General features: G+C 65.5%; 20 protein-coding genes. 9 read left to right on the top strand and 11 right to left on the bottom strand.

Features of this window, described 5'->3' with window-relative positions:
- Positions 1-5: 5 nt before the first annotated feature.
- The 4 genes from CLM74_RS11395 to CLM74_RS11380 all read right to left on the bottom strand — a co-directional run bounded on the left by CLM74_RS11395 (position 6) and on the right by CLM74_RS11380 (position 6,954).
- The gene (locus CLM74_RS11395) at positions 6-3,338 is read right to left on the bottom strand and encodes a PAS-domain containing protein (RefSeq protein ID WP_105164100.1); all 3,333 of its coding nucleotides are present in this window, start codon (positions 3,336-3,338) and stop codon (positions 6-8) included.
- A 69-nt stretch (positions 3,339-3,407) separates the two neighbouring features.
- Positions 3,408-3,881, bottom strand: coding sequence for a MaoC family dehydratase (locus CLM74_RS11390; RefSeq protein WP_105164099.1), 474 nt, complete (start codon positions 3,879-3,881; stop codon positions 3,408-3,410).
- Between the two features lie 8 nt (positions 3,882-3,889).
- Positions 3,890-4,768 carry an alpha/beta hydrolase gene (locus tag CLM74_RS11385; RefSeq protein WP_105164098.1) on the bottom strand — a complete coding sequence of 293 codons (879 nt, stop codon included), beginning with the start codon at positions 4,766-4,768 and terminating at the stop codon, positions 3,890-3,892.
- A gap of 11 nt (positions 4,769-4,779) precedes the next feature.
- Positions 4,780-6,954, bottom strand: coding sequence for a TonB-dependent receptor (locus CLM74_RS11380; protein ID WP_105165001.1), 2,175 nt, complete (start codon positions 6,952-6,954; stop codon positions 4,780-4,782).
- Between the two features lie 181 nt (positions 6,955-7,135).
- Between CLM74_RS11380 and CLM74_RS11375 the strand changes: the two genes are divergently transcribed.
- On the top strand, positions 7,136-8,539 hold the full coding sequence (locus tag CLM74_RS11375; protein WP_105164097.1) for a GntP family permease: 1,404 nt from the start codon (positions 7,136-7,138) through the stop codon (positions 8,537-8,539).
- A gap of 87 nt (positions 8,540-8,626) precedes the next feature.
- Positions 8,627-9,634: a PHB depolymerase family esterase gene (locus tag CLM74_RS11370; RefSeq protein WP_105164096.1), complete on the top strand. Its 1,008-nt coding sequence runs from the start codon at positions 8,627-8,629 to the stop codon at positions 9,632-9,634.
- A 117-nt stretch (positions 9,635-9,751) separates the two neighbouring features.
- Here CLM74_RS11370 and CLM74_RS11365 read toward each other — a convergent pair whose 3' ends face one another.
- Genes CLM74_RS11365 through msuE form a run of 3 tightly spaced genes read right to left on the bottom strand, consistent with a single transcriptional unit; the run spans position 9,752 to position 12,450 of the window.
- Positions 9,752-10,792, bottom strand: coding sequence for a methionine synthase (locus CLM74_RS11365; RefSeq protein WP_059064271.1), 1,041 nt, complete (start codon positions 10,790-10,792; stop codon positions 9,752-9,754).
- A 40-nt stretch (positions 10,793-10,832) separates the two neighbouring features.
- Positions 10,833-11,810, bottom strand: a complete 978-nt coding sequence (locus CLM74_RS11360; protein ID WP_080148744.1) for a DUF1852 domain-containing protein — start codon at positions 11,808-11,810, stop codon at positions 10,833-10,835.
- A gap of 58 nt (positions 11,811-11,868) precedes the next feature.
- Positions 11,869-12,450 carry an FMN reductase gene (gene msuE / locus CLM74_RS11355; protein ID WP_025874527.1) on the bottom strand — a complete coding sequence of 194 codons (582 nt, stop codon included), beginning with the start codon at positions 12,448-12,450 and terminating at the stop codon, positions 11,869-11,871.
- A gap of 175 nt (positions 12,451-12,625) precedes the next feature.
- On the opposite strand from msuE, the gene CLM74_RS11350 reads away from it, so the two are divergent.
- Together CLM74_RS11350 and CLM74_RS11345 are read left to right on the top strand one after the other, a co-directional pair.
- Positions 12,626-13,540 carry a LysR family transcriptional regulator gene (locus CLM74_RS11350; RefSeq protein WP_025874528.1) on the top strand — a complete coding sequence of 305 codons (915 nt, stop codon included), beginning with the start codon at positions 12,626-12,628 and terminating at the stop codon, positions 13,538-13,540.
- On the top strand, positions 13,540-14,448 hold the full coding sequence (locus CLM74_RS11345) for a methylenetetrahydrofolate reductase (protein ID WP_105164095.1): 909 nt from the start codon (positions 13,540-13,542) through the stop codon (positions 14,446-14,448). Before CLM74_RS11350 ends, CLM74_RS11345 begins: the two co-directional genes overlap by 1 nt.
- Positions 14,449-14,462: 14 nt before the next feature.
- On the opposite strand, the gene gcvA is transcribed toward CLM74_RS11345, so the two are convergent.
- Positions 14,463-15,374, bottom strand: coding sequence for a transcriptional regulator GcvA (gene gcvA / locus CLM74_RS11340; protein WP_199776049.1), 912 nt, complete (start codon positions 15,372-15,374; stop codon positions 14,463-14,465).
- Between the two features lie 99 nt (positions 15,375-15,473).
- Here gcvA and CLM74_RS11335 point away from each other — a divergent pair, with 99 nt between their 5' ends.
- The 4 genes from CLM74_RS11335 (at position 15,474) to CLM74_RS11320 (ending at position 18,354) form a co-directional block, all read left to right on the top strand.
- Positions 15,474-16,328 carry an MBL fold metallo-hydrolase gene (locus CLM74_RS11335; RefSeq protein WP_105164093.1) on the top strand — a complete coding sequence of 285 codons (855 nt, stop codon included), beginning with the start codon at positions 15,474-15,476 and terminating at the stop codon, positions 16,326-16,328.
- A gap of 116 nt (positions 16,329-16,444) precedes the next feature.
- On the top strand, positions 16,445-17,191 hold the full coding sequence (locus CLM74_RS11330; RefSeq protein WP_199776048.1) for an MBL fold metallo-hydrolase: 747 nt from the start codon (positions 16,445-16,447) through the stop codon (positions 17,189-17,191).
- Between the two features lie 43 nt (positions 17,192-17,234).
- Positions 17,235-17,921 carry a hypothetical protein gene (locus CLM74_RS11325; RefSeq protein ID WP_105164091.1) on the top strand — a complete coding sequence of 229 codons (687 nt, stop codon included), beginning with the start codon at positions 17,235-17,237 and terminating at the stop codon, positions 17,919-17,921.
- A gap of 49 nt (positions 17,922-17,970) precedes the next feature.
- Positions 17,971-18,354 carry a nuclear transport factor 2 family protein gene (locus CLM74_RS11320; protein WP_105164090.1) on the top strand — a complete coding sequence of 128 codons (384 nt, stop codon included), beginning with the start codon at positions 17,971-17,973 and terminating at the stop codon, positions 18,352-18,354.
- A 14-nt stretch (positions 18,355-18,368) separates the two neighbouring features.
- Here CLM74_RS11320 and CLM74_RS11315 read toward each other — a convergent pair whose 3' ends face one another.
- The 3 genes from CLM74_RS11315 to CLM74_RS11305 all read right to left on the bottom strand — a co-directional run bounded on the left by CLM74_RS11315 (position 18,369) and on the right by CLM74_RS11305 (position 21,225).
- Positions 18,369-19,301: an ABC transporter six-transmembrane domain-containing protein gene (locus CLM74_RS11315; protein WP_105164089.1), complete on the bottom strand. Its 933-nt coding sequence runs from the start codon at positions 19,299-19,301 to the stop codon at positions 18,369-18,371.
- A gap of 127 nt (positions 19,302-19,428) precedes the next feature.
- On the bottom strand, positions 19,429-20,505 hold the full coding sequence (locus CLM74_RS11310) for an ATP-binding protein (protein ID WP_088099990.1): 1,077 nt from the start codon (positions 20,503-20,505) through the stop codon (positions 19,429-19,431).
- Between the two features lie 3 nt (positions 20,506-20,508).
- The gene (locus CLM74_RS11305) at positions 20,509-21,225 is read right to left on the bottom strand and encodes a response regulator (protein ID WP_105164088.1); all 717 of its coding nucleotides are present in this window, start codon (positions 21,223-21,225) and stop codon (positions 20,509-20,511) included.
- 236 nt (positions 21,226-21,461) lie between these two features.
- Here CLM74_RS11305 and CLM74_RS11300 point away from each other — a divergent pair, with 236 nt between their 5' ends.
- Entirely contained in the window at positions 21,462-22,643 is a 1,182-nt protein-coding gene (locus CLM74_RS11300; RefSeq protein ID WP_105165000.1) for an efflux RND transporter periplasmic adaptor subunit, read from the top strand.
- The last annotated feature ends 1 nt before the right edge of the window (position 22,644 follow it).

The raw sequence follows: 22,644 nt of genomic DNA, 5'->3' as shown, positions 1-22,644 counted from the left end.
CTTCGTCAGGTCCTTTCCGTGCTGGCCGTTGCCAGCAGATGGTTGATCGCCCAGCGCAGCGCCAGCGGCTTGAACGGTTTGTTCAGCAGTGACAGGCCCACACTGCGCACCGCCTCGCGCGTGTCATTGCCGGTATCGGCGCTGAGGATCACCGTCGGCCGCGCGCCATGCACGGCGACGAGGCGCTTCCACAGTGCGACGCCGGTATCGCCCTCATCAAGGTGGTAGTCGAACAGCCACAGTGCCGCCTCATGTGCGGACGCGCCCAGCGCAGCGACATCACGCGCCGCGATGACATCGCAGCCCCAGGCAAGCAGCATCAGCCGCATTGCCTCCAGCGCCTCCGCATCGTTGTCGACCACCAGCACGCGGATGCCCTTGATGCTGCTGTTGCCAGCGGCGGGCTCAGTGCGTGGGGCCTCAGGCGGCGCTGCACGCGCCACGGTGATGGAGAAGGCCGAGCCGCGATCCAGTTCGCTTTGCAGTTCCAACGGTGCATGCAGCAGGTCGGCAATGCGGTGCGCGATGGTCAGGCCAAGACCGAGGCCCTGGCCATTGCTGCGGTCGCCACGGTGGAATTCCTCGAACACCACGGCTTGTTGCTCCGGCGCGATGCCGGGGCCGCTGTCATGCACGCCGATCGACAGTGCCTGGCCATGCCGGCGAACGCCCAGCAGTACGCCGCCACGGCGGGTGTAGCGGATGGCGTTGGCCAGGAAGTTCTGCAGTACGCGGCGCAGCAGCAACGGGTCGCTGTGCACCCACACGCGGGTGCGGACATGGCGGAACTGCAGGCCGCGCGCCGCGGCCAGCACCGCGAACTCCTGCGCAAGCGGCTCCAGCACGGTCGACAATGCGAACGGGCGCGGATCGGCCACCAGGCCACCGGCTTCCAGTCGCGAAATATCCAGCAGGCCCGACAGCAGATCGTCGGTGGAATCCAGCGCGCCGCGAATCTGGCGCAGGAAACTGTCCAGGAATTCCGATTCGATGTGCTGCGACATGGCGTCGGTCAACAGCTGCGCCGCATGCAGGGGCTGGATCAGGTCATGGCCGACCGCAGTCAGGAAGCGGGTCTTGGCCACGTTGGCGCGCTCGGCTTCATGCACGGCCTGTTCCAGCCGGGCGGTGCGGTCCTGCACGCGGCGCTCCAGGGTTTCGTTACTGCGCTTAAGCGCGTCCTCTGCCCGCCGGAACGCGGTGACATCGGTGAAGGTGGCCACGTAGCCACCACCGGGCATCGGGTTGCCTCGGATCTCAACGATGGTGTTGTCCGGGAAAATCCGCTCGGAAAGGTGCGGCGTGCCGCGCCGCATGTGCACCACCCGCCGCTGCAACGCCTTGTCGCGCGAGTCACCAGGGGTGTCGCCGATCTTCAGCTGTCCCAGTGCCCACGCCGTCAGGTTCGACACCGGTTGCCCCACCTGCAGCAGCTCCGGCGGGAACTTGAACAGCGCGGCGTAGCGGCTGTTCCAGGCCACCAGCTGCAGCTGCGCATCGACCACGCTGATGCCCTGGCTCATGTTTTCCAGGGCGGCCTCCAGCAGGCGCTGGTTGAAGCGCAGCACCTGGGTGGCTTCACCGACCGCGCGGGTAACAGCGTCCAGCGGCGCTGCGCCACCATCGCGTGCCGCCTCCACCAGCAGCCGCGCCATGCCTGCACCGACCACGGCGGTCAGTTCGCGCTCGATGGCAGTCACCCGGTCGTCGTCCAGCATCTGCCCGGCGTGCCCGTCCATCAGCTGGCGTGCCCGTTCCTGGCCGAGGAAGCGACCAGCCGTCTTGCGCAACGATGCAGCGGCCACCGCGTCGCGCTGCCGAGGCATCGGTGGACGCACCGCGCGCGACGCCAGCACCACGGTTACCAGGTTGACGGCCAGGCTGGCGCCCATGCTGATGGCGATATGGCCCGGCTGCATGCGCAGCGAGAACATCGCCAGCCAGTGCAGTCCGTCGGGACCGGCCGACGCCAGCGGGGCAGGAAGCACCATGGGCAGCAGCACCAGCCACAACCAGACCAGCGAGCCCAGTACGATGCCGGCGATGATGGCCGGGGAGGGCGTGCGCGGACGGTACACCGCCAGCAGCACCGCCGGTGCCAGCTGCGAGAGCGCGGTGAACGACATCAGGCCGAAATCGCTGAGCGCCTCGGTGCCGCTCATCGCACGGCTGTACAGCCACGACATCAGGAACACGGCGAGGATGCCGGCGCGCCGGAAGGCCAGCACCCGCGGTCGTAGATCCGCGCCGGTGTTGAAGCCATTGACGCCGCTCAGCAGGCGCGAGCCCACACCGTGGTTGCCGAGCATGATCGACAGGGTCAGCCCGGACAGGATCATCATGCCGGTGGCGGCACTCAGACTGCCCAGGTATGCCAGCAGTGCCAGCAGGTGATGGCCGCGCTCCTGCGGCAGGGCCAGCACGTACAGATCCGGCGTCATCGAGGGCGGCAGCTGCGCGGCACCGGCCAGTGCCATCGGCACCGACGGCAGGCCGATCAACAGCAGGTAGACCGGGAACAGCCAGCGCGCCGTCTTCAGGTCCGACGACTGGCGCAGCTCGACCACGCCCACATGGAACTGATGGGGCAGGGTAAACGCGGCCATGGCACCGAGCGCCACCATGGTCAGGTAATCCGGCACCACCGCCGGCGGCGGCAGGTGCGCCATCTTCTCAAGCAGCGGCGTGCCGGCCTTGTGCACCGATAGCGCGGCATACAGGCCAATGGCCAGCAGTGCCGTCAGCTTCAACAGCGATTCCAGGCCAAGCGCGACCACGATGCCGCGGTTGTGTTCGGTCGCCGACGCCTTGCGTGCGCCGAACAGGGTGGTGAACGCCGCCATCGTCAGCGCGAACCAGAACGACACGTCCAGCTGCCAGCCAACGGGTGCGAACTGATCACCGAGCAGGGCGGCAAGGCCCTGGCTGACCGCTTTGAGCTGCAGCGCGATGTAGGGAATGATGCCGAACAGCGCGACCAGGGTGATGGTGATGCCCAGCCCTTGGTCGGCACGCAGTCGCGCGACCACCAGGTCGGCGATGGTGGCGCTGTTGTGCTGCTTGGCCAGCCGCCCCAGCCGCACCAAGAACGGCAGGCCGAAGGCAAAAATGAGGGCCATGCCGATCAGTGTCGGCGGAATCGGGAAGCCCCATTGCACGCCCTGCGAGGCAGCCCCGTAGTAGGTCCACGCCGTGCAGTGCACGCCCAGTGACAGCGCGTAGATGGCTGGCCATACCTTCGACAGCCGATGCCCCTGGCGTTCCCCCCACAGGGCGACGCCGAACAGCAGCACGGTCCACGCGATGCAGGCGAACAGGACGATGGAGGGCGTCAACATCGCTCCAGTGTAGAGAGAACCGCGGCCGGCGGGCAGCCGGCCCGCCCCGCGCGGGAGGACGGTGCGGCGCTAGTCGGCGAGCACGATCAGCGACAACTGTTCGGCGACCACGGCTGTCTCGCCGGCGGGAACCACTTCCACGGTCTTGTGCTGGGTCAGCAGCCACTGCCCGGACCTGCGCGCTTCCAAGGACATCAGCTGCGAGCGCACCCGTACCTCGGAACCGCTCGGCACCGGCGCCAGGAAGCGGACCTTGTTCAAGCCGTAGTTCAGTACGTGGGCGATGCCGGCAAAACCGGCCAGGGCCACCACGTCGTCCTCTACGGTAAGCGAGAGCAGAAGGAACCCATGGGCGATGGTCTGCCCGCCCGGCAGGCCGGTCCGTGCGCGGGCGGGATCGGTGTGGATCCAGTTGTGGTCACCGGTGGCCTCGGCGAAAGCATTGATGCGCGACTGCGCGATGCGCGTGCTGCCGCTCAGTCGCTCGCTTGCCGCCCATTGGTGCAGGGCCTGCAGGGCGGCAGGCAGCGCACCCCTCGACACGCCGGAACTTATCGCACGCGATCCAGCAATGCCAGGATCGCGTCACGCGCCTCGGGCTCGGACAGCATCGGCGCATGACCCACCTCCGGTACTTCAACGAGGCGGGCGTTGGGCGACGTGGCGGCCATCTGCTGCGCGACATCGGCAGGCAGGATGTCCGACAACGCTCCGCGGACCACCAGCACCGGCACGCGTGCGGTCAGCCCACGCACCGCACGCCACAGCACCGGGCGCAGCAGCCACAGCAGCCACGGCCGCGTGGTGCGGATCACTGCCGGGTCGTAGTCCAGTTCCAGCAGGCCATCGCTGCGCTGGCGGAACGTGCGTACGGCCATCGCCCGCCAGTCGTCGACGGTGAAGCGCGGAAACGCGGCCTTGCCGATGGATTCCACATAGGTCGTGGCCTGTGCCAGGTCCATCGGTGGCACGGGCTTGCCGGCGTACTTGCCGATCCGCGCCAGTGCTTCGCGCGGCACCTTGGGGCCGGCATCGTTCAGAACTGCTGCGGCGATCAGCCCGGGCGCACGCGAGGCCAGGGTGATGGTGACCAGCACCCCCAGCGAGGTGCCGACGAATACCGCCTTGTCGATGTTCTGTGACCGCAGCAGCGCCACCATGTCGTCGGCATAGGTGCGCGGGTTGTAGCTGGACGGGTCCGATGCGCGTTCCGAACCTGCGCGTCCACGCAGGTCAACTGCGATCACCCGCCAGCCGACGGCGGTCAACGATTGCGCAAGGGCATCGAAGTCGGCGCCATTGCGGCTCAGGCCGGGGATGCAGACCACGGTGCCGCGCGCCGGCTCCGCGCCTGCAGGTGCATGGTCACGCGCATGCAGGCGCAGGCCATCGTCACTTTTCCAGTACAGATCATCGTAAGACGGTGTCATGCAGGAGCTTCCTAGAAATCGTAACGGACGCTGAGGCTATATTGGCGCGGCGGCCCATAGAAACCAATCAGCGTGCCGACCGCCGGAATGTTGTAACCGGTGGTGCGGTACTCCTTGTCGGCCAGGTTGGTGCCCTGCAGCGAGAAGGTCCAGGCGTCGTCAAGCTTCCAGGTCACGCCGGCATTGACCAGCCCGTAGCCGTCCTGGCGGATCACCGGGCTCAGATCGGTGGTCGGCCACACTTCACTCTGGTAGCTGTAGCTCACCCGTGCGGACAGGTTGCTGCCATTGGCCAGGTCGGTGTGGTACTCCACGTTCAACGCGCCCGAGAAGTCCGGTGCGTTGGTGAACTTCATCTGCTTGGCCACGTTGACGCCGCGGTCCAAGTACTCGTCATACTTGGCATCCAGCCAGGCCAGGTTGCCGGAGATCAGCCAGTGCTGGCTGGGCAGGTACTGGTACTCGATTTCCAGGCCGTTGATGGTGCCGGCGCCAGCATTGGTGAAATCGCCGAAGAAGGCATCGTCGATACCGTCGCCGTTGGTATCGATGCCGGTGAACACCGACAGCTGGATGTCCTTGTACTTGTTGTGGAACGCCGACAGGTTCAGGAACAGGCGCTGGTCGAGGAAGGCCATCTTGCTGCCGATCTCGAAGCTGTCGACCGTCTCGTCATCGAACGGCTCGGCCGAGCGTGGCACGGCAACGGCATTGGCGCGGATGTTGTAGCCGCCGGACTTGAAGCCACGCGTAGCCAGGCCGTAGACCATGATGTCCGGGGTGATCTGGTAATCCAGCGACACCTTGGGCGAGACGTTCTTGAAATTGGTCTTCTTGTCGAAATCGGCGGCGACCGCGATCGGACGGGTGAACGTCGCATCGGAGTAGAAGCGGTTGAGCACGATCGCGCGCTTGTCCTCGTCGGTGTAGCGGGCGCCGACGTCCAGCTTCAGCTTGCTGGTCAGGTCGAACGTCCAATCGGCATACAGCGCGATGCTGTCGGTGAGCACCTTGCCACGGGTGTCGCCGAACTGCAGGTTGAAGAAGTTGTTGCGGATCTGTCCACCGGCCTCGCCACTGAACTGGTACAGGCCCACCACGCCGCGCACGCGGCCGCCGGCATCGTAGTTCAGCTGCACCTCGTTGCTGACCTGGTCGTCATGGTAAGTGCCACCTACATCGGCCAGCTTGACCGGCGTGCTGTCGAAGTCGATGTTCGCGTCGCTGTCCGACTCGCGCTTGGCCACCACGTACTTCAATGCAACGTCTTCGCTGGGCCGCCAGTTCACCGTGGCCGAGGCGCCCTTGGTCTCCACGCTGTTGAGGTTGCGCATGCCCGAGCGGATGTCGTAGCGGTCATCCATCGGCGGGTAGGCGCGCACGAACGGGTTGGGTGCCAGCATCTTCGAGCCACGCATGCCGGACTGGTCATCGATCCAGTCCAATGCGAACTGCACGTCGAAGTCGTCGCCCGCATACGCACCCAGGTTGAAGCGTGCAGCATTGATCTGCTTGTCACTGACCGGCTGGTTGGTGAAGGTGTTCTCGCCGAAGCCGTCACGATTCATGCTGGCCACCGCCACGCGCGCGCGCAGGCCGCTGTCGGCCCCGCCGATCGGGCCGCCGATCGCCGCCTTGGCGTCCAACTGGCTGTAGTTGCCCACGGTGATCTGGGCGAAGCCTTCGGTCTGGGTGGGCAGGCCGCGCGAGATGTACTTGATGGCACCGCCAATGGTGTTCTTGCCGTACAGCGTGCCCTGCGGACCGCGCAGCACCTCGATGCGCGAGACATCGAACACGTCCAGCAACGCGCCCTGCGGACGGGCGATGTAGACGTCGTCCAGGTAGATGCCCACGCCCGGGTCAGCGCCCCAGGTAGGGTCGGACTGGCCGATGCCGCGGATGTAGGCGGTGACCGTGCTGCTGGCGCCGCGCGCCGCGTAGATGGTCAGGTTGGGGACCTGTCCATCAAGGTCGCTGATGTCCTGGACGTTCATCTTGTCCAGGGCTTCGGACGTAAAGGCGGTGACGGCAACCGGCACCTCCTGCAGGGTCTCCTCGCGCTTGCGTGCGGTCACCGTGATGCTGTCCAGGTTGGTGGCCGAAGCGGTGCGGCCGGCTGCCGGCGCGCCCTGCGGTGCGTCCTGCGCCAGAACCGGCCCGGTGGCCAGCAGTGTGCCGATCATCAGGCTCAAGCAATTCCGTTTCATTCGGTCCTCCCCCAAGGCATGTACGCGGCGAATGGCCCATTGCCACCCATGGACGCTAGGCTAGCGGCGCGGTTGCGCACCGGCGAGTGGACCTAGGTCCAGTCGGCAGCGGTCGCCAGATCCGGATACTGGGCGCGTCCCCACCCGGAAGCGCCGTATGTCGTTACTGATCGTACTTGCAGCGCTGGCCTTCCTCATCCTGGTGGCCTACCGCGGTTACAGCGTGATCCTGTTCGCGCCCATCGCCGCGCTTGGCGCAGTGCTGCTCACCGATCCCTCGCTGGTGGCACCGATGTTCACCGGCTTGTTCATGGACAAGATGGTTGGCTTCCTCAAGCTCTACTTTCCGGTGTTCCTGCTGGGCGCGGTGTTCGGCAAGCTGATCGAACTGTCCGGCTTCTCCCGCTCGATCGTGGGTGCGGCGATCCGCTTGTTCGGACCGCAGCGGGCGATGCTGTCGATCGTGCTGGTGTCGGGCCTGCTCACCTACGGCGGCGTGTCATTGTTCGTGGTGGTGTTCGCGGTCTATCCGTTCGCGGCCGAGATGTTCCGCCAGAGCAACATCCCCAAGCGCCTGATTCCGGCCACGCTGGGGGTGGGCGGCTTCAGCTTCACCATGGACGCATTGCCGGGCACGCCGCAGATCCAGAACATCATCCCGACCACGTTCTTCGGCACCGATACCTGGGCGGCTCCGGTGCTGGGTACGCTGGGCAGTGTGTTCGTGCTTGCGGTGGGCATGGCCTACCTGGAGTGGCGCCGTCGCGCGGCGGTGCGCAGTGGCGAGGGCTACGGAGACCCGGCCACCCTGGTGAACGAGCCGGCACCGTTCGCAGGCACGCATCTGGCCCACGCGGGCGTTGCCGTGCTGCCGCTGCTGCTGGTGTTTGTGTCCAACAAGCTGTTCACCCTGGGCATACCGCACTGGTACGGTGCAGAGCACAGCTTCGTGCCGTCGATCATGGGCAGCGCCGCGCCGGTGGTGCAGGGCGTGGCGAAGATCACCGCAATCTGGGCCGTGCTGGGGGCGCTGCTGGTTGGCATCCTGTCGGTGCTGGCGCTGGCCTGGCGCCCGGTGGTCACCCAGTTTGCCGAAGGCACCAAGGCGGCGATCGGTGGTGCCGTGCTGGCAGCCATGAACACCGCCTCGGAATATGGCTTCGGCGCGGTCATCGCCGCGTTGCCCGGCTTCATGGTGGTGGCCAACGCGCTGGGGGCGATCAAGGACCCCCTGCTGCATGAAGCGGTCACCGTAACCGGTCTTGCCGGCGTCACCGGCTCTGCATCGGGCGGCATGAGCATCGCCCTGGCGGCGATGTCGGAGACCTTCATCGCCAACGCGCAGGCTGCCGGCATCCCGATGGAGGTGCTGCATCGTGTCGCCGCGATGGCATCGGGCGGCATGGACAGCCTGCCGCACAACGGTGCGGTCATCACCCTGCTGATGGTCACCGGGCTGACCCATCGGCAGGCCTACAAGGACATTTTCGCAGTGACCATCATCAAGACCCTCGCGGTGTTCGTGGTGATCGGCATCTACTACGCCACCGGCTGGGTTTGACAGCGGCGTCGCAGCACCCTCTGGAAGGTCGGTCCACGAGGATTTCCGGTACCACTTCATCCACGACTCACGCATGAGGATCTGGTCATGAAATCTGGAATCGATTCAATCAAGGCGCTGATGCTGATGCTGCTGTGCGCCTGGCTGGCCACCACGGGCGCCGCCTCTGCGGCAGACCCACCCGGGCATTGGGATGTTGGCCTGTACGGCAACCTGTTCGGTGCCCGCGAGTACCAGGTGTGGGTACCGGCCGGCTACGACGAAACGCAGCCACTGCCCCTGTTGCTGGTGCTGCACGGCTGCGTGACCGGGCCGAACCTGATGGGCGAGGCCTCCGGCTTCAACGAGGTGGCCGACACCGAAGGCTTCATCGTGGTCTACCCGCGGCAGAACGTAACCTCCAACCCCGCACGCTGCTGGAACTGGCAGCTGCCGATCAACCAGGCGCGCGACAGTGGCGAAGCCTCCATCCTGGCCGGCATCGTGGACAAGGTGAAAGCGGGCTACAGCATCGATCCGCACCGGGTGTACGTCACCGGCATTTCCGCCGGCGGGGCGATGACTTCGATCATGTTGGCCTGCTATTCGGATGTGTTCGCGGCGGGCGCGATCCATTCCGGCGGCATGTACAAGGGCGCGACCACGATCTCCGGCAGCGCCTATGCGCTGTTGGCCGGCAGCATCTACTCACCGGACAGCAACGGGCGCCTGGCCTGGCAGTGCTCGGGCTCGCCGTCGCCGCGGCCGATCCCGGTGCTGGTCTTCCATGGCACCGCCGACGCCACGGTGAACCCGATCAACGGGCAGCAGGCCGTGCGCCAGTTCCTGCAGACCAACGACCTGGCTGACGATGGCGTGGACAACGACTCGGTGAAGTACGTGCCGACCAGCACCTTCCACGGCCAGGTGCAGGGTGGGCGTGCCTACACGGTTGACTCTTACACCTATGGCGGCAGGACGCTGGTGCAGCATTACGTGGTGCAGGGGATGGGGCATGCCTGGAGCGGCAGCCAGTCCGGTTTGCCGTTCACCGATCCCAAGGGGCCCGATGCCACGTTGATTACCTGGCTGTTCCTGAAGGATCAGCAGCGCTGAGTGTGGGGGCACAGGAGCAGGGGAGGCGGCGCCAGTGTGGGAGCGGTGGGCTCCCGCACTGGCGCGCGGCCTTTGCCTCATCCATCCAAGCGTGTGCGCCCGCATGCGCACTCGTGCTCAGCCGCGGGCCAGAAGCTCGTCGCGGATGATCTGTGCACCTGCGCTGAGCGCGCGCAGCTTGCCTCGTGCTACGTCACGCGACAGCGGCGCCATGCCGCAGTTGGTGCTGGGGTAGAGCTTGTCAGCATCCACGAACTGCAGGGCCTTGCGCAGCGTGTTGGCCACTTCTTCCGGCGTTTCGACCGTGCTGGACGCCACATCGATGGCACCAACCATTACCTTCTTGCCGCGCACCAGCTCGATCAGGTCAATCGGCACGTGCGAGTTGTGGCATTCCAGCGAGATGATGTCGATGCTGGACGTCTGCAGCTTCGGGAACGATTCTTCATACTGGCGCCATTCCGAACCCAGCGTCTGCTTCCAGTCGGTGTTGGCCTTGATGCCGTAGCCATAGCAGATATGCACCGCGGTTTCGCATTTGAGCCCTTCGACCGCGCGCTCCAGTGCAGCGACACCCCAATCGTTCACTTCGTCGAAGAACACATTGAAGGCCGGTTCGTCGAACTGGATGATGTCGACGCCGGCCGCCTCCAGTTCCCTGGCTTCCTGGTTGAGGATCCCGGCGAACTCCCAGGCCAGCTTTTCGCGGCTCTTGTAGTGCGCATCGTAGAGCGTGTCGATCATGGTCATCGGGCCCGGCAGCGCCCACTTGATCGGCTGCGTGGTGTGCCTGCGCAGGAACTTCGCATCTTCCACAAACACCGGCTTCGGGCGGCTGACAGCGCTCACCACGGTGGGCACACTGGCGTCGTAGCGGTCGCGGATGCGGACGGTTTCACGCTTCTGGAAATCGACGCCACTGAGGTGTTCGATGAAGGTGGTGACGAAATGCTGCCGTGTCTGTTCGCCGTCACTGACGATGTCAATGCCGGCGTGCTGCTGTTCCTGCAGGGACAGGCGCAGGGCATCCTGCTTGCCTTCAATCAGGCCGTCATCCTGCAGCTTCCAGGGCGACCAGAGCTTTTCGGGCTCGGCCAGCCAGGAGGGCTTGGGCAGGCTGCCTGCGGTGGAGGTGGGGAGCAGTTTCTTCGTCGACATTGCGTCTTGTGTCCTGAGGGGCGAATGGAAAAGCGGTGGATCAGCGGGCGGCCCACTGCTCAAGTACGGCGCGGTACGGCTTGATGAAGTGTTCTTCGGTGAACCGGCCTTGCTTGACGGCCAGCTGGCTGCGCTCTTCGCGGTCGTAGACGATGCGGGTGGACGAATAGTCCTGGTGCTTCAGGCTGGGCTGGTAGACCTTGCCCGCTACGGAATTGGCGTTGTAGATCTCGGGGCGGTAGATCTTCTGGAAGGCCTCCATCGTGCTGATGGTGCCGATCAGTTCCAGGTTCGAGTAGTCGCCCAGCAGGTCACCCTGGAAGTAGAACGCCAGTGGCGCGACGCTGCCTGGCGGCATGAAGTAGCGCACCTGCAGCCCCATCTTGTCAAAGTACTGGTCGGTGGGGGAGAACTCGCCTTGCCGATACTCGACGCCCAGGATGGGATGGTGGTTCTCGGTGCGATGGTAGGTCTTGCTGCTGGACACGCTGATGCAGATCACCGGCGGCTTGCTGAAGTGCGCACGGTAGGCGTCGGACGCCAGGAAGTGCTTGAACAGCTTGCCATGAAGATCGCCGAAGTCTTCGGGAATGCCGAAGGTGGCCTTGCCTTCGTTGCTGGCGGGCAGCACGACGCTGAAATCGTAGTCGCGGACGTAGGAGGAGAAATTGTTGCCGACGATGCCTTCCGTGCGCACGCCGGTACGCGTGTCGACGATGGTCGGCCGCAGTACCTCGATCAACGGGAACGTATCGCTGCCGTCGCTGCCATCGATGTGCATCTCCACCGAGATGATGTCCAGCTCGACCGCGTAGCGATCCGCGCTGGGGTTGTCCCAGTGCGCCAGATCGTTGAAGCGGTTGTTGATCATGCCGAGCGTGTTGCGCAGGTTTTCCTGGCGGGATTCGCCGCGGGCCAGGTTGGCGAAGTTGGTGGTGATTCGCGTGCCGTCAGCGGGCTGGTAGTCCTCGTTGAAAGGAATACGGGTGATGCTGAAGGTGAAGTTCTCGGTCGTCATGGGCGGCGTTCCGGGTTGCGGGGGTGACATCCGAATGCAGGTCGCTGGCATTCGGCATTCAGAGGACTGCAGCGGCCTCGGTAACGGCAGGTGCTGCACGATGGGAGAGGGCAAGCAGGGGCATCGCTCGCTGCACCGCCAGCCGCGCCCGCTGCATCAGGGCCTCGTTCTGCACGCAGCCGTCTGCGAAATCCTTGTCGGTTGCGTAGACACCCAAGGGCAGGGTTCGCGCCTGGAAGAAGCTGAAAAGCGGTCGCAGCTGGTGGTCGATCACCAGCGCGTGGCGTTCGCTGCCGCCAGTGGCGGCCAGCAGGATCGGGGTATCGACCAGCGCGTCCTGGTCGATGAAATCGAAGAAGTGCTTGAACAGGCCGGTGTACGAACCGCGGTAGACCGGCGTAACCACCACCAGCACATCGGCACGCTCGACAGCGGCCAACTGCCGCTCCACGGTTTCGGGCAACTGCGAGCGCCGGAGCGCACCGGCCAGTTGTGGCGCCAGTTCACCCAGTTCAATCAGGTGCTGATCGCAGGGGACGCCTTCGCCGATCAGGTCCAGCAGGTGCTCGGCCAGGGTCGCGGCCCTTGAGGGGCGCTGCAGCCCGCCGGAAACGGCGACGATACGGAGGGGGCGGGTCATCTCTTCGCTTCAGCAGGGGAGGGGCTGCTTCGGGGTGACCTGCAGGGGCGCAGTCCTGCGTGCCGGCTGGGTAGCCGCGCTGGCAGGGATCCGAAGGCATGAGCCGATGCTAGCCAGCCCTTCCCATGACGTAAAATGGTATTACTTCACCAATCCATGAGTGAGATTCATCGTCATGTTGGAGCGGATCCATCTCAGCATCGTGCAGCAGGTCGAACAGCAAGGCTCGCTGACTGCCGCCGCCGGTGTGCTGAACCTGACCCAATCGGCCCTGAGCCACAGCATGAAGAAGCTGGAGCAGCAGTTGGGTACCAACGTCTGGCTGCGCGAAGGCCGCAGCCTGCGCCTGACCCAGGCGGGCCAGTACCTGCTGGCGGTGGCCAACCGGGTGCTGCCGCAGCTGGACCTGGCCGAGGAACGTCTGGGCCAGTTCGCGCAGGGCGAGCGTGGCGCGCTGCGCATCGGCATGGAATGCCACCCCTGCTACCAGTGGCTGCTGAAGATCGTCTCGCCCTATCTGGCCAGCTGGCCCGACGTCGATGTGGACGTCAAGCAGAAGTTCCAGTTCGGCGGCATCGGCGCCCTGTTCGGCTATGAAATCGACCTGCTGGTCACGCCCGACCCGCTGTTGAAGCCGGGCCTGAAGTTCGTCCCCGTCTTCGATTACGAGCAGGTGCTGGTGGTGGCCAAGGGCCACGCGCTGGCGTCGGTCGAGCACGTCAAGCCCCGCCAGCTCAGCCAGGAAGTACTCATCAGCTATCCGGTGCCGTTCGAGCGGCTGGATATCTACAACCAGTTCCTGCTGCCTGCCGGTGTCACGCCCCGGCGCCACAAGGCCATCGAAACCACCGACATCATGATGCAGATGGTGGCCAGCGGTCGCGGCGTGGCCGCCATGCCACGTTGGCTGGTGGAGGAATATGCAGCCCGCATGGACGTGGTACCGGTGCGTCTGGGTGCGAAAGGCATTCCCAAGCAGATCTACCTGGGCGCGCGTGAGGCCGATACCGGTATCGATTACCTGCAGGCGTTTGTCGAACTGGCACGGAACAGCTCCACAAGCGCCGGCAACCTGCGTGGAGCCGGCTGATGTCAGCAGGCGTTGGCCGCATGGAGCCACCGGCGCAGACCTTCGTCAACGCCTTTTCATTGGAAGTCAGTGCCAAGGCCATGCCTGCGCTGCGCGCCGAAGCCGCCCGCATTGCACGGGGGACGACGATCTCCATTCCCTACCTGCCGAGCGAGGACGATGCTGCGCGACTGGCGGCGGCACGCAGGGTGCGCGAACTGGGGTTCGAGCCGATGCCGCACCTTTCCGCACGCCGCATCGGCTCGCGGGCGGCGCTTGAGCACTTCATCGAGCGTGCCGTCATCGACGCCGGCATTGAGCGCTGTTTCGTGATCGCAGGCGATCTTGCCACGCCTGCCGGGCCGTTCGCCGACAGCACATCGATCATCGAGAGCGGCATTCTCGAGCGCGCCGGCATCAAGGTCGTGGGGGTGGGCGGGCATCCGCAAGGCCATCCGGTGATGACCAGCGCCGAGAGGTGGCGCGTGCTTGAAAACAAGTGCCAGCGTATCGAAGAGCGAGGCATGGCACCGCTGGTCATCACCCAGTTCGCATTCGACGCCGATATCGTTCTGGCCTGGTTGAATGAACTGCGCGCCCGTGGCATCACCCATCCGGTGCTGGTGGGCGTTCCCGGGCCGGCCAGCATCGCGCGGCTTGTACGCTATGCGGCCATGTGCGGCGTCGCTGCAAGCACCTCGATGCTGTCCCGCTACGGCATCTCCATCGGCCGCCTGCTGGGAAGAGCCGGGCCAGACGTGTTCGTGGATCGCTTGGTAGAGGGCTTGACCGAAGCCCATGGGCAGGTCAGCCCGCATCTGTTTCCCTTCGGCGGTATCGCACCGACCATGGAGTGGGTGGAGCACTACCGGATGCGTGCAGGCGATGCGCACACGACCCGCTCACCTGTTGCCGATGAACCGTCATGACACGCATGGGCCTGTCATGGTCGATCACTGCACTCCTCACCCAGCCATTGGCAGAACGCCTGCACATCGGGGCGGTCCTGAGCCATCTCCCGACGGATCAACCAGAATGCGTAACGGTTCTCCAGCTCCAGGCTGAAGGGTTTCACCAGCCTGCCTTGGCGGAGATCGTCTTCCACCAGCGGCGCCACGCCGAGCGCCACGCCATGGCCGGCCACCGCCGCTTCCTGCGCAAGATAGATGCTGGGGAAGACCGGCCCAGCGCTTGCGTTGACGTTGATGGCGCCGGCGGCCTCCAGCCAGTGTGACCACGCCGGCACGCCGGGGCGGTCCGTGGCACTTTCATCGTGCAACAACGTGCAGTGGTGCAGATCATCAGACCGCTGCAGCCGGCCAGCAGTGCCGGCCAGCAGCGCGGGCGAGCACACAGGGAATACCGGCGCCTTCAACAGCAGCTCAGCACGCACGCCGGTGTAGTTGCCTGCACCGTAGCGGATGCCGACATCGAATCCTCCGCGCAGAAAGTCGGCGTGTTCATTGCCGGTGTCGATGCGCACCCGGACATCGGGGTGCGCATGGTGAAAGCGATGCAGCCTTGGGGCCAGCCATTTCGCGGCGAACGACTCCATGGTTGTCACCCGCAGCTCGTGTGGTGCGCGCGTCCTGGCGCGCTCCAACGCCAGGTCCAGCTGCCCAAGTAGATCGCCGACCGTTGTTGCCAGCGCCGCGCCGTCTGATGTGAGCGCCACGGCGCGGTGATTGCGCTGGAACAGGCTTACGCCCAGATAGGCCTCGAGGTGTTTGACCTGATGGCTGACCGCAGCCGGGGTGACGAACAGTTCGCGCGCCGCCTGATTGAAGCTGAGGTGGCGGGCAGCCGCTTCGAACGTGCGCAGCGCATTCAGTGGGGCAGTGGGGCGGGGTTTCACGGGCACCATCCAAAGCAGGGGCCCTGTCATCGTAGCGCATGAATTTTTCTAACGCGAAGCGTAGAACTACTCGTTTGCCGGGTGCCGCATGAGCTGGTGATGATGCCGATCCTCCCACCCGGAAAGCCCACCATGCGTATTCAGGAGCTTGCCCCAGATGTGCTGATGTTCGTCGGTGACCAGGTTGAATCGGTCGCTACCGCCTTCGTCAACGGAGACCAGGTGCTGCTGGTGGACGCGTTGGGCAGCGAGGAGGATGCCGCCTGGTTGCGTGACGTGCTGTACGGGCAGATGGGCAAGAGGGTGCGATTGGTTGCCGCCACCCATTTCATGAGCGACCACATCTGTGGCATGACGCTGTTTCCGGAGGCGCTGACCCTGGCGCACCGCCATCACCGGCATGCCTTTCTTTCGCAGAACCAACCGGTGGCATCACGCTACCGCGATCCCGATATCGTGTTCGACAATCTCGCCATGCGCTGGGGGCGCCACCAGCTGCGCTTCCTGTACAACCCCGGCAAGACGATGGACCACATGAGCGTGGATGTGCCGAGCGCCGATCTGGTCTGCGTGGGCGACAACATCGTCGGCAACATCGTCTATCTCTCCCGGTCGGACCCGGCGCTGCAGCGCGCCGCCATCGGCCGTATCCAGCAGTTCGGGCGCAGCAGGGTGGTCGGCGGGCATATCGGGGTCTTCGATGCGGCGGTGCTGGGCAATGCACTCCACTACCTGCAGCGGATGCAGGAGATCGTCGTGGATATCCGGCTGCGAACTGCGCCGACGGAAACCACAGCGCTGATGGCAGCCATCAGACTGGAGGATTGCATCGCGTCGGGGGTAACGCCGACGGCATTCGAACGAGAATGGCATGGACACAATCTCACGGCGATCGTCGCGCAGTCGATCTTCTCCCTGGATGCTGCGCTGGCAGCAAGGGAGCAGGCCGCATGAAACACGATTCCTTCAACGCGCCGGCGCTGGGCAGTCGCAGACGCTTCCTTGCCAGTTGCGCCGGTGTGGCCGCTGCTGCGCTGGTCCCTGCCGGCGCCGCAGCGCCACCGGCGGCGATGCGCAGCCTGCGCGCCCAGCGATTGGCGTGGGCCGGGGTGCGGCTGCAATTGCCGGAGAGCACGCTGCTGATTGATCCGCTGGTGAATCCCGCAACGTGGGGCAAGGCGTTGCCGGACCGGCTGGTGCCGGTGAACGATGTGCCGGGCGAAAGCCACGTGCTTGTCACCCACACCCACTCCGATCACTTCGATGCAGATGCGGTTGCGGCGGCGCTCAGCAAAGGGGGAACACTCGCATATCCAGCCGGCCTGCAGCCCATGCCGCTACCCGCAGCCGCACGTGCACGGCCGAGCGCGCTGTGGGAGCCCCAATTGCTGGGCGACTTCACTGCAACGCCGGTACCGGCATCGGACGGCTACGGCGATACGCAGGTTTCCTGGGTGGTAACAGCGGGCGGCCGACGCATCTTCCATGGCGGCGACACCCAATGGCACGGCCATTGGTGGCGTATCGGGCGCCAGTTCGGACCGTTCGATGCGGCCTTCCTCCCCATTAATGGCGCCACGTTCGGCTGGCGCGAGCCCGTAAGTGGCCAGCCTGGCGTACTGACGCCGGAGCAAGCGGTGGCAGCGGCGGCAATCCTCGGCGCACGCACGCTGGTGCCTATTCACTATGGCATCAGCGGAATGGACAACTATGCGGAAGTGGACGACCCGCTTGGGCGGCTTCGCAAGGCAGCCGGTGACCGTGCCGTGCCCGTGCAGGTCGTCGAGCCGGGCGCGTGGCTGACATGGCCGGCGTAGTCCCGTATCCGCGCGTGAATCCTTCCTGGCCCTGGGAGAACCCATGAATCGAGCACACTGCATTGCAACCGCCATCGCGTTTTCTTCTTTTTCCATGGCCGCCCTGGCGGCGGAAACCACCAGCCCCAAACGCCCCTCGGTCGAGCAGCTGCAGAAGGTGATCGTCAGCACCTCGCCGCAGACCCGCGTGGATGCTCCCGACAAAGAACGCATCACGGCGCGGCGGATCGATATCGTCGACGAGAACGGAGTGATCCGGATGACGCTCTCGGGCCAGACGCCACCGCCCATCATCGATGGCATCCAGTACAAGCGAGCCTTCAATGTGGCGGGCATTGTGCTGTACGACCACAAGGGCAGCGAGCGCGGTGGCTTTGGAACCGCAGACGTGGAGGGCGGCATGGCCGTACTGGCGCTTGACCACCCGGCCATGGATGCAATTGGCTGGCGTGTGTCGCCCGACGGCGACGTTCGGTTCTCGATCAACCAGGCGCCGCCGCTGATTCGCGAGCCGCGGCTGGACAATCGCCTGATTCCGGGGGTGCAGACGCCAACACGCATCGAGATGGCGGTGGCTGCCGATGGCACCCCTGCCATCGCGCTGAACGATCAACAGGACCGCGCCAGGCTGCGCCTGACCGTAACGCCGGAAGGCTACGGGGCCCTCGAGTTCCTGGACGCGCAGGGCAGGGTGATCCATACCCTGGCGCCCGAAGCCCATCGGCAGTGATGGCAGGTTGTCACTGACGCAGCAATCGCCCAACTACCATGGAGCCGGCATGGACACTGAAATACGGCAGCTCGAAGAGGCGCTGCGCATCGCGATGCTCACCAGCGACGTGGCCGCGCTGGATGGCCTGATTGCAGACGCCCTGATCTTTTTGGGGCCTTCGGGCGAAGTGTTTGGCAAGCAGGATGATCTGGCCCTGCATCGTTCAGGGCGCCAGAAGCTGAGCATGGCCGAATGGCAATCGGTGGAGATTGCCCTGCATGATCAAACCGCTGTTGCACTCACCACTGCGGCCCTGGCCGGAACCTTCGATGGCGCAGCCTTCTCTGGCCGCTTCAGATACTGCCGCTTCTGGGGGAAGACGGCCGGTGTCTGGCAAGTGCTGGGCGGCTCGGTTGTCGCTCTGCCCGCAGCAATGGAGACAATCGCCTAGACAGCTGCGGTGGCTCATGGCCCGGGGTGGACGTTGTTCTCCGCATCCTCCATTCCCGGGCTGACCCGGCGGCCGATGTCCTTCAGCCTTGCCAGCTGGTCGACCATCGACGGTGCATCGTCCAGGCTGCCGACAAAGGTCCACAGGTAGGTAATCACCGCATAGACGTGGCCAGGGGTCACGCCATCGGTCGTGGCGAGGCGGCCGATGGTCAAGGCAAACAGCACCGCAGCAGCCGCACCGACCACCACGAAGGCACCAGCCTCGCGATCGGACAGCAGGATGCGCAGTCGCGACAGGGTGCGGTAGTGGCGGCGCAGTACCGACGGGCCGACCCGGTCGACCAGCCGGATTTCATGCTCCAGCCGGTTGTTCAGGCGGCCGTGCAACTGCTCGTTGCGGCGAGCGAACGAGGGCAGCAACACCAGCGCACCGAGCAGGGCGATGAGGCTGGCGGCCCCAACCAGGGGTTCGATTGCCAGCAGCATCGCCGCCGCGCCGAACATGGAAACGAGCGCAGTGGCGATGATCGGCACGTGCTTCTCGAAGAAGTCGACGAACTCGCGGGCCAGTACCACCCGCGCCGCCGAGGTGGAGGTAGCCTGGCCCTGGCGCCGCTGCGCCTGCACCACGTTTACCGCCAGATCGGCGTAGATACGGGTGAAGGTGCGTGTATCGACCGCACGGCGGGCGGCGCCTACCAGCCAGAACAGCAGCACCACGCCGGCGTAGGAAATGGCATGGCCGACGTTGCCACGGATGATCGCGTCCACCGCGAAGCCGGCGAACAGCGGATAGGCCAGCAGCAGCGCATTCTCCAGCGCCACCAGCGAAAAGGTGCCAGTGAGCTGCCAGGGGTAGGTGCGCAGGATGGCTTTCAGGGTGGCGGCCGCATTCTGCTGGCCGATGCTGCCGGCTGCGACGGCCGGATCGTGTGGGGGCTTCATGGGGACCTGGGCAGATCGAGGATGGGGCAGGGGATCGATGGAGGGCCCCCGGCTCTGCCCAGTATCGGCAGCGCCTTGGAGTGGAGATGGAGGAACGATGGAGATCGCGTGGAGGAACCGACGGCGTTCAGCGACGGGCGTGCACCGGCCAGCGGATCTCGAACGCACTGCCGCCACGCCCGCTCGGCCGGCACTGTGCCGTTCCGTGATGGGCGACAGCGATCGCACGCACCACCGCAAGGCCGAGCCCGGAACCGCCGCCCTGGCGGGAACGTGAGACGTCGGTGCGCTGGAAGGCTTCGAAAATGTTGTCGCGCAGCTCATCCGGCACGCCAGGCCCGCCGTCGTCCACGGTCACCGTGCAGTGCCCTTCGGCCAGCTTCACATACACCCGCAGCGGGCAAGGCGTAGCGTGGCGGCGCGCATTCTCCAGCAGGGCCAGTACCGCCTGGCGGATGCGTGCCGGGTCGCAGTCCACCAGCGCCGGCCGCGCGTCCAGCGTCACCGAGAAACTGCTCTCGGCCAGGGCATCGGACATCGCTTCCACTACCGCGCCCACCTGAGCGCTGACGTCGCTGCGCTGCAGGCGCAGGTCCAGGTGACCACTTTCGGCCAGGCTCACGACCCGCAGGTCTTCGATGATGCGCGTCAGGCCTTCCAGCTGGGTCAGCATACTGGTGAACTGCTCCGGCCGTGGCTCGAACACACCGTCGGCGATGCCCTGCAGGCGGCCGCGCAGAATGGTCATCGGCGTGCGCAGTTCGTGCGCGATCGCGGCGTTCCAGAACACCCGGTTCTGCGACATCCGGCTCAGCCGCTCGGCCATGGAATTGAAGTCGCTGACCAGCGTGGCCGCTTCAGTCATCGAGGTGTGGTCGCCGCGTGCACGCGCATCCAGATCACCGCTGGCCACGCGGCGAAGGCTTTCGGCCACCGAGTTCAAGGGCGTGATGATGCGCCAGGTCAGGCGCGAAGCGATCAGCGAAGCCAATACGATGACCAGCGTGGCAGTGAGGCCGATCCACAGCCACTCCAGCCCCGACGGCAGCATCGTCTGAGGCGTGTCGTACCAGCGCGGATAGAAGACTTCCATCAGGTAATAGAACAGATAGAAGCCGGCGATCGACAGGACCGTCGAACACAGTGATGCCACCACGATCGAAAGCGTGATCTGGCGGCCGATGCTCTTGCCTTTGGTGGTCATCAGTCAGCCCAGCAAGCGATAGCCAACGCCGCGGATGGTCGCCGGAACGCCGTGTACGCCCACATCCTCCAGCTTGCGGCGCAGCTTGCTCACGTGGCTGTCTACGGTGCGTTCCTGGGCATCGCCTTCGGGCAGGCAGGCGTGCAGAAGATCGGCGCGCACATGTACCTGGCGCGGTGCGCGGGCCATGTGCACCAGCAGGCGGAATTCAGTGAGGGTGAAAGTCAACGCACGTCCTTGGCCTTCGACATGGACCGTCACATCGTGGCTGCGCAGATCGATCTCGAACGGCCCCTGGCGGATCACGCCGTTGGGCACATCGGCGCCAGAGCGCGCGCTACGGCGCAGCACCGCCTGGATGCGCGCGACGATCTCGGCCGGGTTGAACGGCTTGGCTACATAGTCGTCGGCGCCCACGCGCAGGCCGGTCAGCTTGTCCAGGTCCTGGTCGAGTGCCGTAAGCATGATGACAGGCGTATTGCCGCGCCGACGCAGTTCGCTCAGCACCTGCCAGCCATCCTTCTTCGGCATCTGCACATCCAGCAGTACCAGGTCGGGCCGCAGCTGGTGGTGGCTCGCCAGTGCGGCCTCGCCATCGCTCGCCCTGACACTGCGCATTCCGAACCGCGCAAGGTAGGCGCTAAGGATATCGGCGATTTCGCCTTCATCTTCGGCAATCAGGATCAACGGCATCTGATGGGTGCGGATATCTCGCTTCATTGCAGGCAGGGGGTGGACGACCCCAGCGAGGCTAGAGCCCCTTGATGGAGACCCGGTCGAGATTGTGTCGAGATTGTGTGGATCCGCGCCGGCGGGTTCAGCGGCGGGTGGTGCACCTGAACGCAGGCCCCGGCTCCATGCGATCTCCACACTGGCTCCAGGAAACGTCCAACTACGGCTCCCAGACTGAGGCCTTGGCGGTCGCGATGGGTGACCGCAAGCAGCCGGGCATCTCGATGAACACCCGCAAGACTCTGATCATTGCCACTGCCGTGGCCGCCCTTGCGGGCAGCGCCGTGTGGTGGGCGTTCGCCGATGGCGATGATGGCGCCCTGATCACCGCGCCGGCAAGGGTGGCCGATCTCGAGAAGACCGTCCAGGCGGTGGGGCGAGTCAATCCGAAGGAACTGGTGGCGGTCGGCGCGCAGGTGTCTGGACAGGTCAAACGCCTGCACGTGGTGCTGGGGCAGCGCGTGCACGCCGGCGACCTGATCGCCGAGGTCGATTCGCAGCCGCAGCGCATCGCCCTGCGCAGTGCCGAAGCGTCCACCAACGCACTGCGCGCGCAGCATGCCGCCAGCCTGGCCCGCTATGCGCAGGCCAGCCGCATGCATGATCGGCAGTCGCAGCTGGTGGTATCGCAGCTGGTCTCGCAGGAGGGCTTCGAGGCCGCCCGGGTTGCACGCGATGCGGCACGCTCGGAGGTGGCTGCATTACAGGCGCAGATCGATCAAGCAGTGACCCAGGTGGAAACGGCCCGGATCAACCTGGGCTATACCCGCATTCTCTCGCCGACCGACGGCTACATCGTCGCCATCGTCACCAAGCCTGGGCAGACACTGAACTCCATGCAGACCACGCCGACCATCGTGATGCTGGCACAGATGGACACGATGACCGTACGTGCCGAGATCGCCGAGGCCGACGTGGAACTGATCGCACCTGGCCAGCCGCTATGGTTCTCGACGCTGGGACCGAGCGGACGCCGTTACGAATCCCACCTGCAGCAGTTGGAGCCCGCGCCATCCTCGATTGCCGACGTGGCCTCCGGCAACCCCGGCAGCTCAGCGCAGACACCGAAGGCGGTGTACTACGCAGGCCTGTTCGACGTGGCCAACCCCGGTCTGAAGCTGAAGCCATCGATGACGGTGAAGGTAACCCTGCAGCTGGCGCGGGTGGCCAACGCGCTGCAGGTACCGTTGACGGCGCTGGACGAACAGGATGACAGGAACAGCACTGAAAGCACCGTGCGCGTAATGGATCGCAAGGGGCACATCCAGCAGCGCGTGGTGACCACGGGCCTGCGCACTGCTACCGCCGTGCAGATACTGTCCGGGCTGCGGGCCGGCGAGAGCGTGGTGATCGGGCAGGCACCCAGTGGCGGCGAACCGCAGGCCACCAGCCTGCTGGGGATGTGAG

This window comes from Stenotrophomonas sp. MYb57 (genome assembly GCF_002966815.1).
Lineage (GTDB): Bacteria > Pseudomonadota > Gammaproteobacteria > Xanthomonadales > Xanthomonadaceae > Stenotrophomonas > Stenotrophomonas indicatrix.
Note: the sequence above shows the minus strand (reverse complement) of the source record. Positions and strands in the feature narration are given on the sequence as shown.

What these genes read in the sequence shown, in the direction of transcription:
- CLM74_RS11395 (WP_105164100.1), bottom strand. Translation starts at nt 3,338, where the DNA reads ATGTTGACGCCCTCCATCGTCCTGTTCGCCTGCATCGCGTGGACCGTG.
- CLM74_RS11385 (WP_105164098.1), bottom strand. Translation starts at nt 4,768, where the DNA reads ATGACACCGTCTTACGATGATCTGTACTGGAAAAGTGACGATGGCCTG.
- CLM74_RS11380 (WP_105165001.1), bottom strand. Translation starts at nt 6,954, where the DNA reads ATGATCGGCACACTGCTGGCCACCGGGCCGGTTCTGGCGCAGGACGCA.
- CLM74_RS11375 (WP_105164097.1), top strand. Translation starts at nt 7,136, where the DNA reads ATGTCGTTACTGATCGTACTTGCAGCGCTGGCCTTCCTCATCCTGGTG.
- CLM74_RS11370 (WP_105164096.1), top strand. Translation starts at nt 8,627, where the DNA reads ATGAAATCTGGAATCGATTCAATCAAGGCGCTGATGCTGATGCTGCTG.
- CLM74_RS11365 (WP_059064271.1), bottom strand. Translation starts at nt 10,792, where the DNA reads ATGTCGACGAAGAAACTGCTCCCCACCTCCACCGCAGGCAGCCTGCCC.
- CLM74_RS11360 (WP_080148744.1), bottom strand. Translation starts at nt 11,810, where the DNA reads ATGACGACCGAGAACTTCACCTTCAGCATCACCCGTATTCCTTTCAAC.
- msuE (WP_025874527.1), bottom strand. Translation starts at nt 12,450, where the DNA reads ATGACCCGCCCCCTCCGTATCGTCGCCGTTTCCGGCGGGCTGCAGCGC.
- CLM74_RS11350 (WP_025874528.1), top strand. Translation starts at nt 12,626, where the DNA reads ATGTTGGAGCGGATCCATCTCAGCATCGTGCAGCAGGTCGAACAGCAA.
- CLM74_RS11345 (WP_105164095.1), top strand. Translation starts at nt 13,540, where the DNA reads ATGTCAGCAGGCGTTGGCCGCATGGAGCCACCGGCGCAGACCTTCGTC.
- CLM74_RS11335 (WP_105164093.1), top strand. Translation starts at nt 15,474, where the DNA reads ATGATGCCGATCCTCCCACCCGGAAAGCCCACCATGCGTATTCAGGAG.
- CLM74_RS11330 (WP_199776048.1), top strand. Translation starts at nt 16,445, where the DNA reads ATGCGCAGCCTGCGCGCCCAGCGATTGGCGTGGGCCGGGGTGCGGCTG.
- CLM74_RS11325 (WP_105164091.1), top strand. Translation starts at nt 17,235, where the DNA reads ATGAATCGAGCACACTGCATTGCAACCGCCATCGCGTTTTCTTCTTTT.
- CLM74_RS11320 (WP_105164090.1), top strand. Translation starts at nt 17,971, where the DNA reads ATGGACACTGAAATACGGCAGCTCGAAGAGGCGCTGCGCATCGCGATG.
- CLM74_RS11315 (WP_105164089.1), bottom strand. Translation starts at nt 19,301, where the DNA reads ATGAAGCCCCCACACGATCCGGCCGTCGCAGCCGGCAGCATCGGCCAG.
- CLM74_RS11310 (WP_088099990.1), bottom strand. Translation starts at nt 20,505, where the DNA reads ATGACCACCAAAGGCAAGAGCATCGGCCGCCAGATCACGCTTTCGATC.
- CLM74_RS11305 (WP_105164088.1), bottom strand. Translation starts at nt 21,225, where the DNA reads ATGAAGCGAGATATCCGCACCCATCAGATGCCGTTGATCCTGATTGCC.
- CLM74_RS11300 (WP_105165000.1), top strand. Translation starts at nt 21,462, where the DNA reads ATGAACACCCGCAAGACTCTGATCATTGCCACTGCCGTGGCCGCCCTT.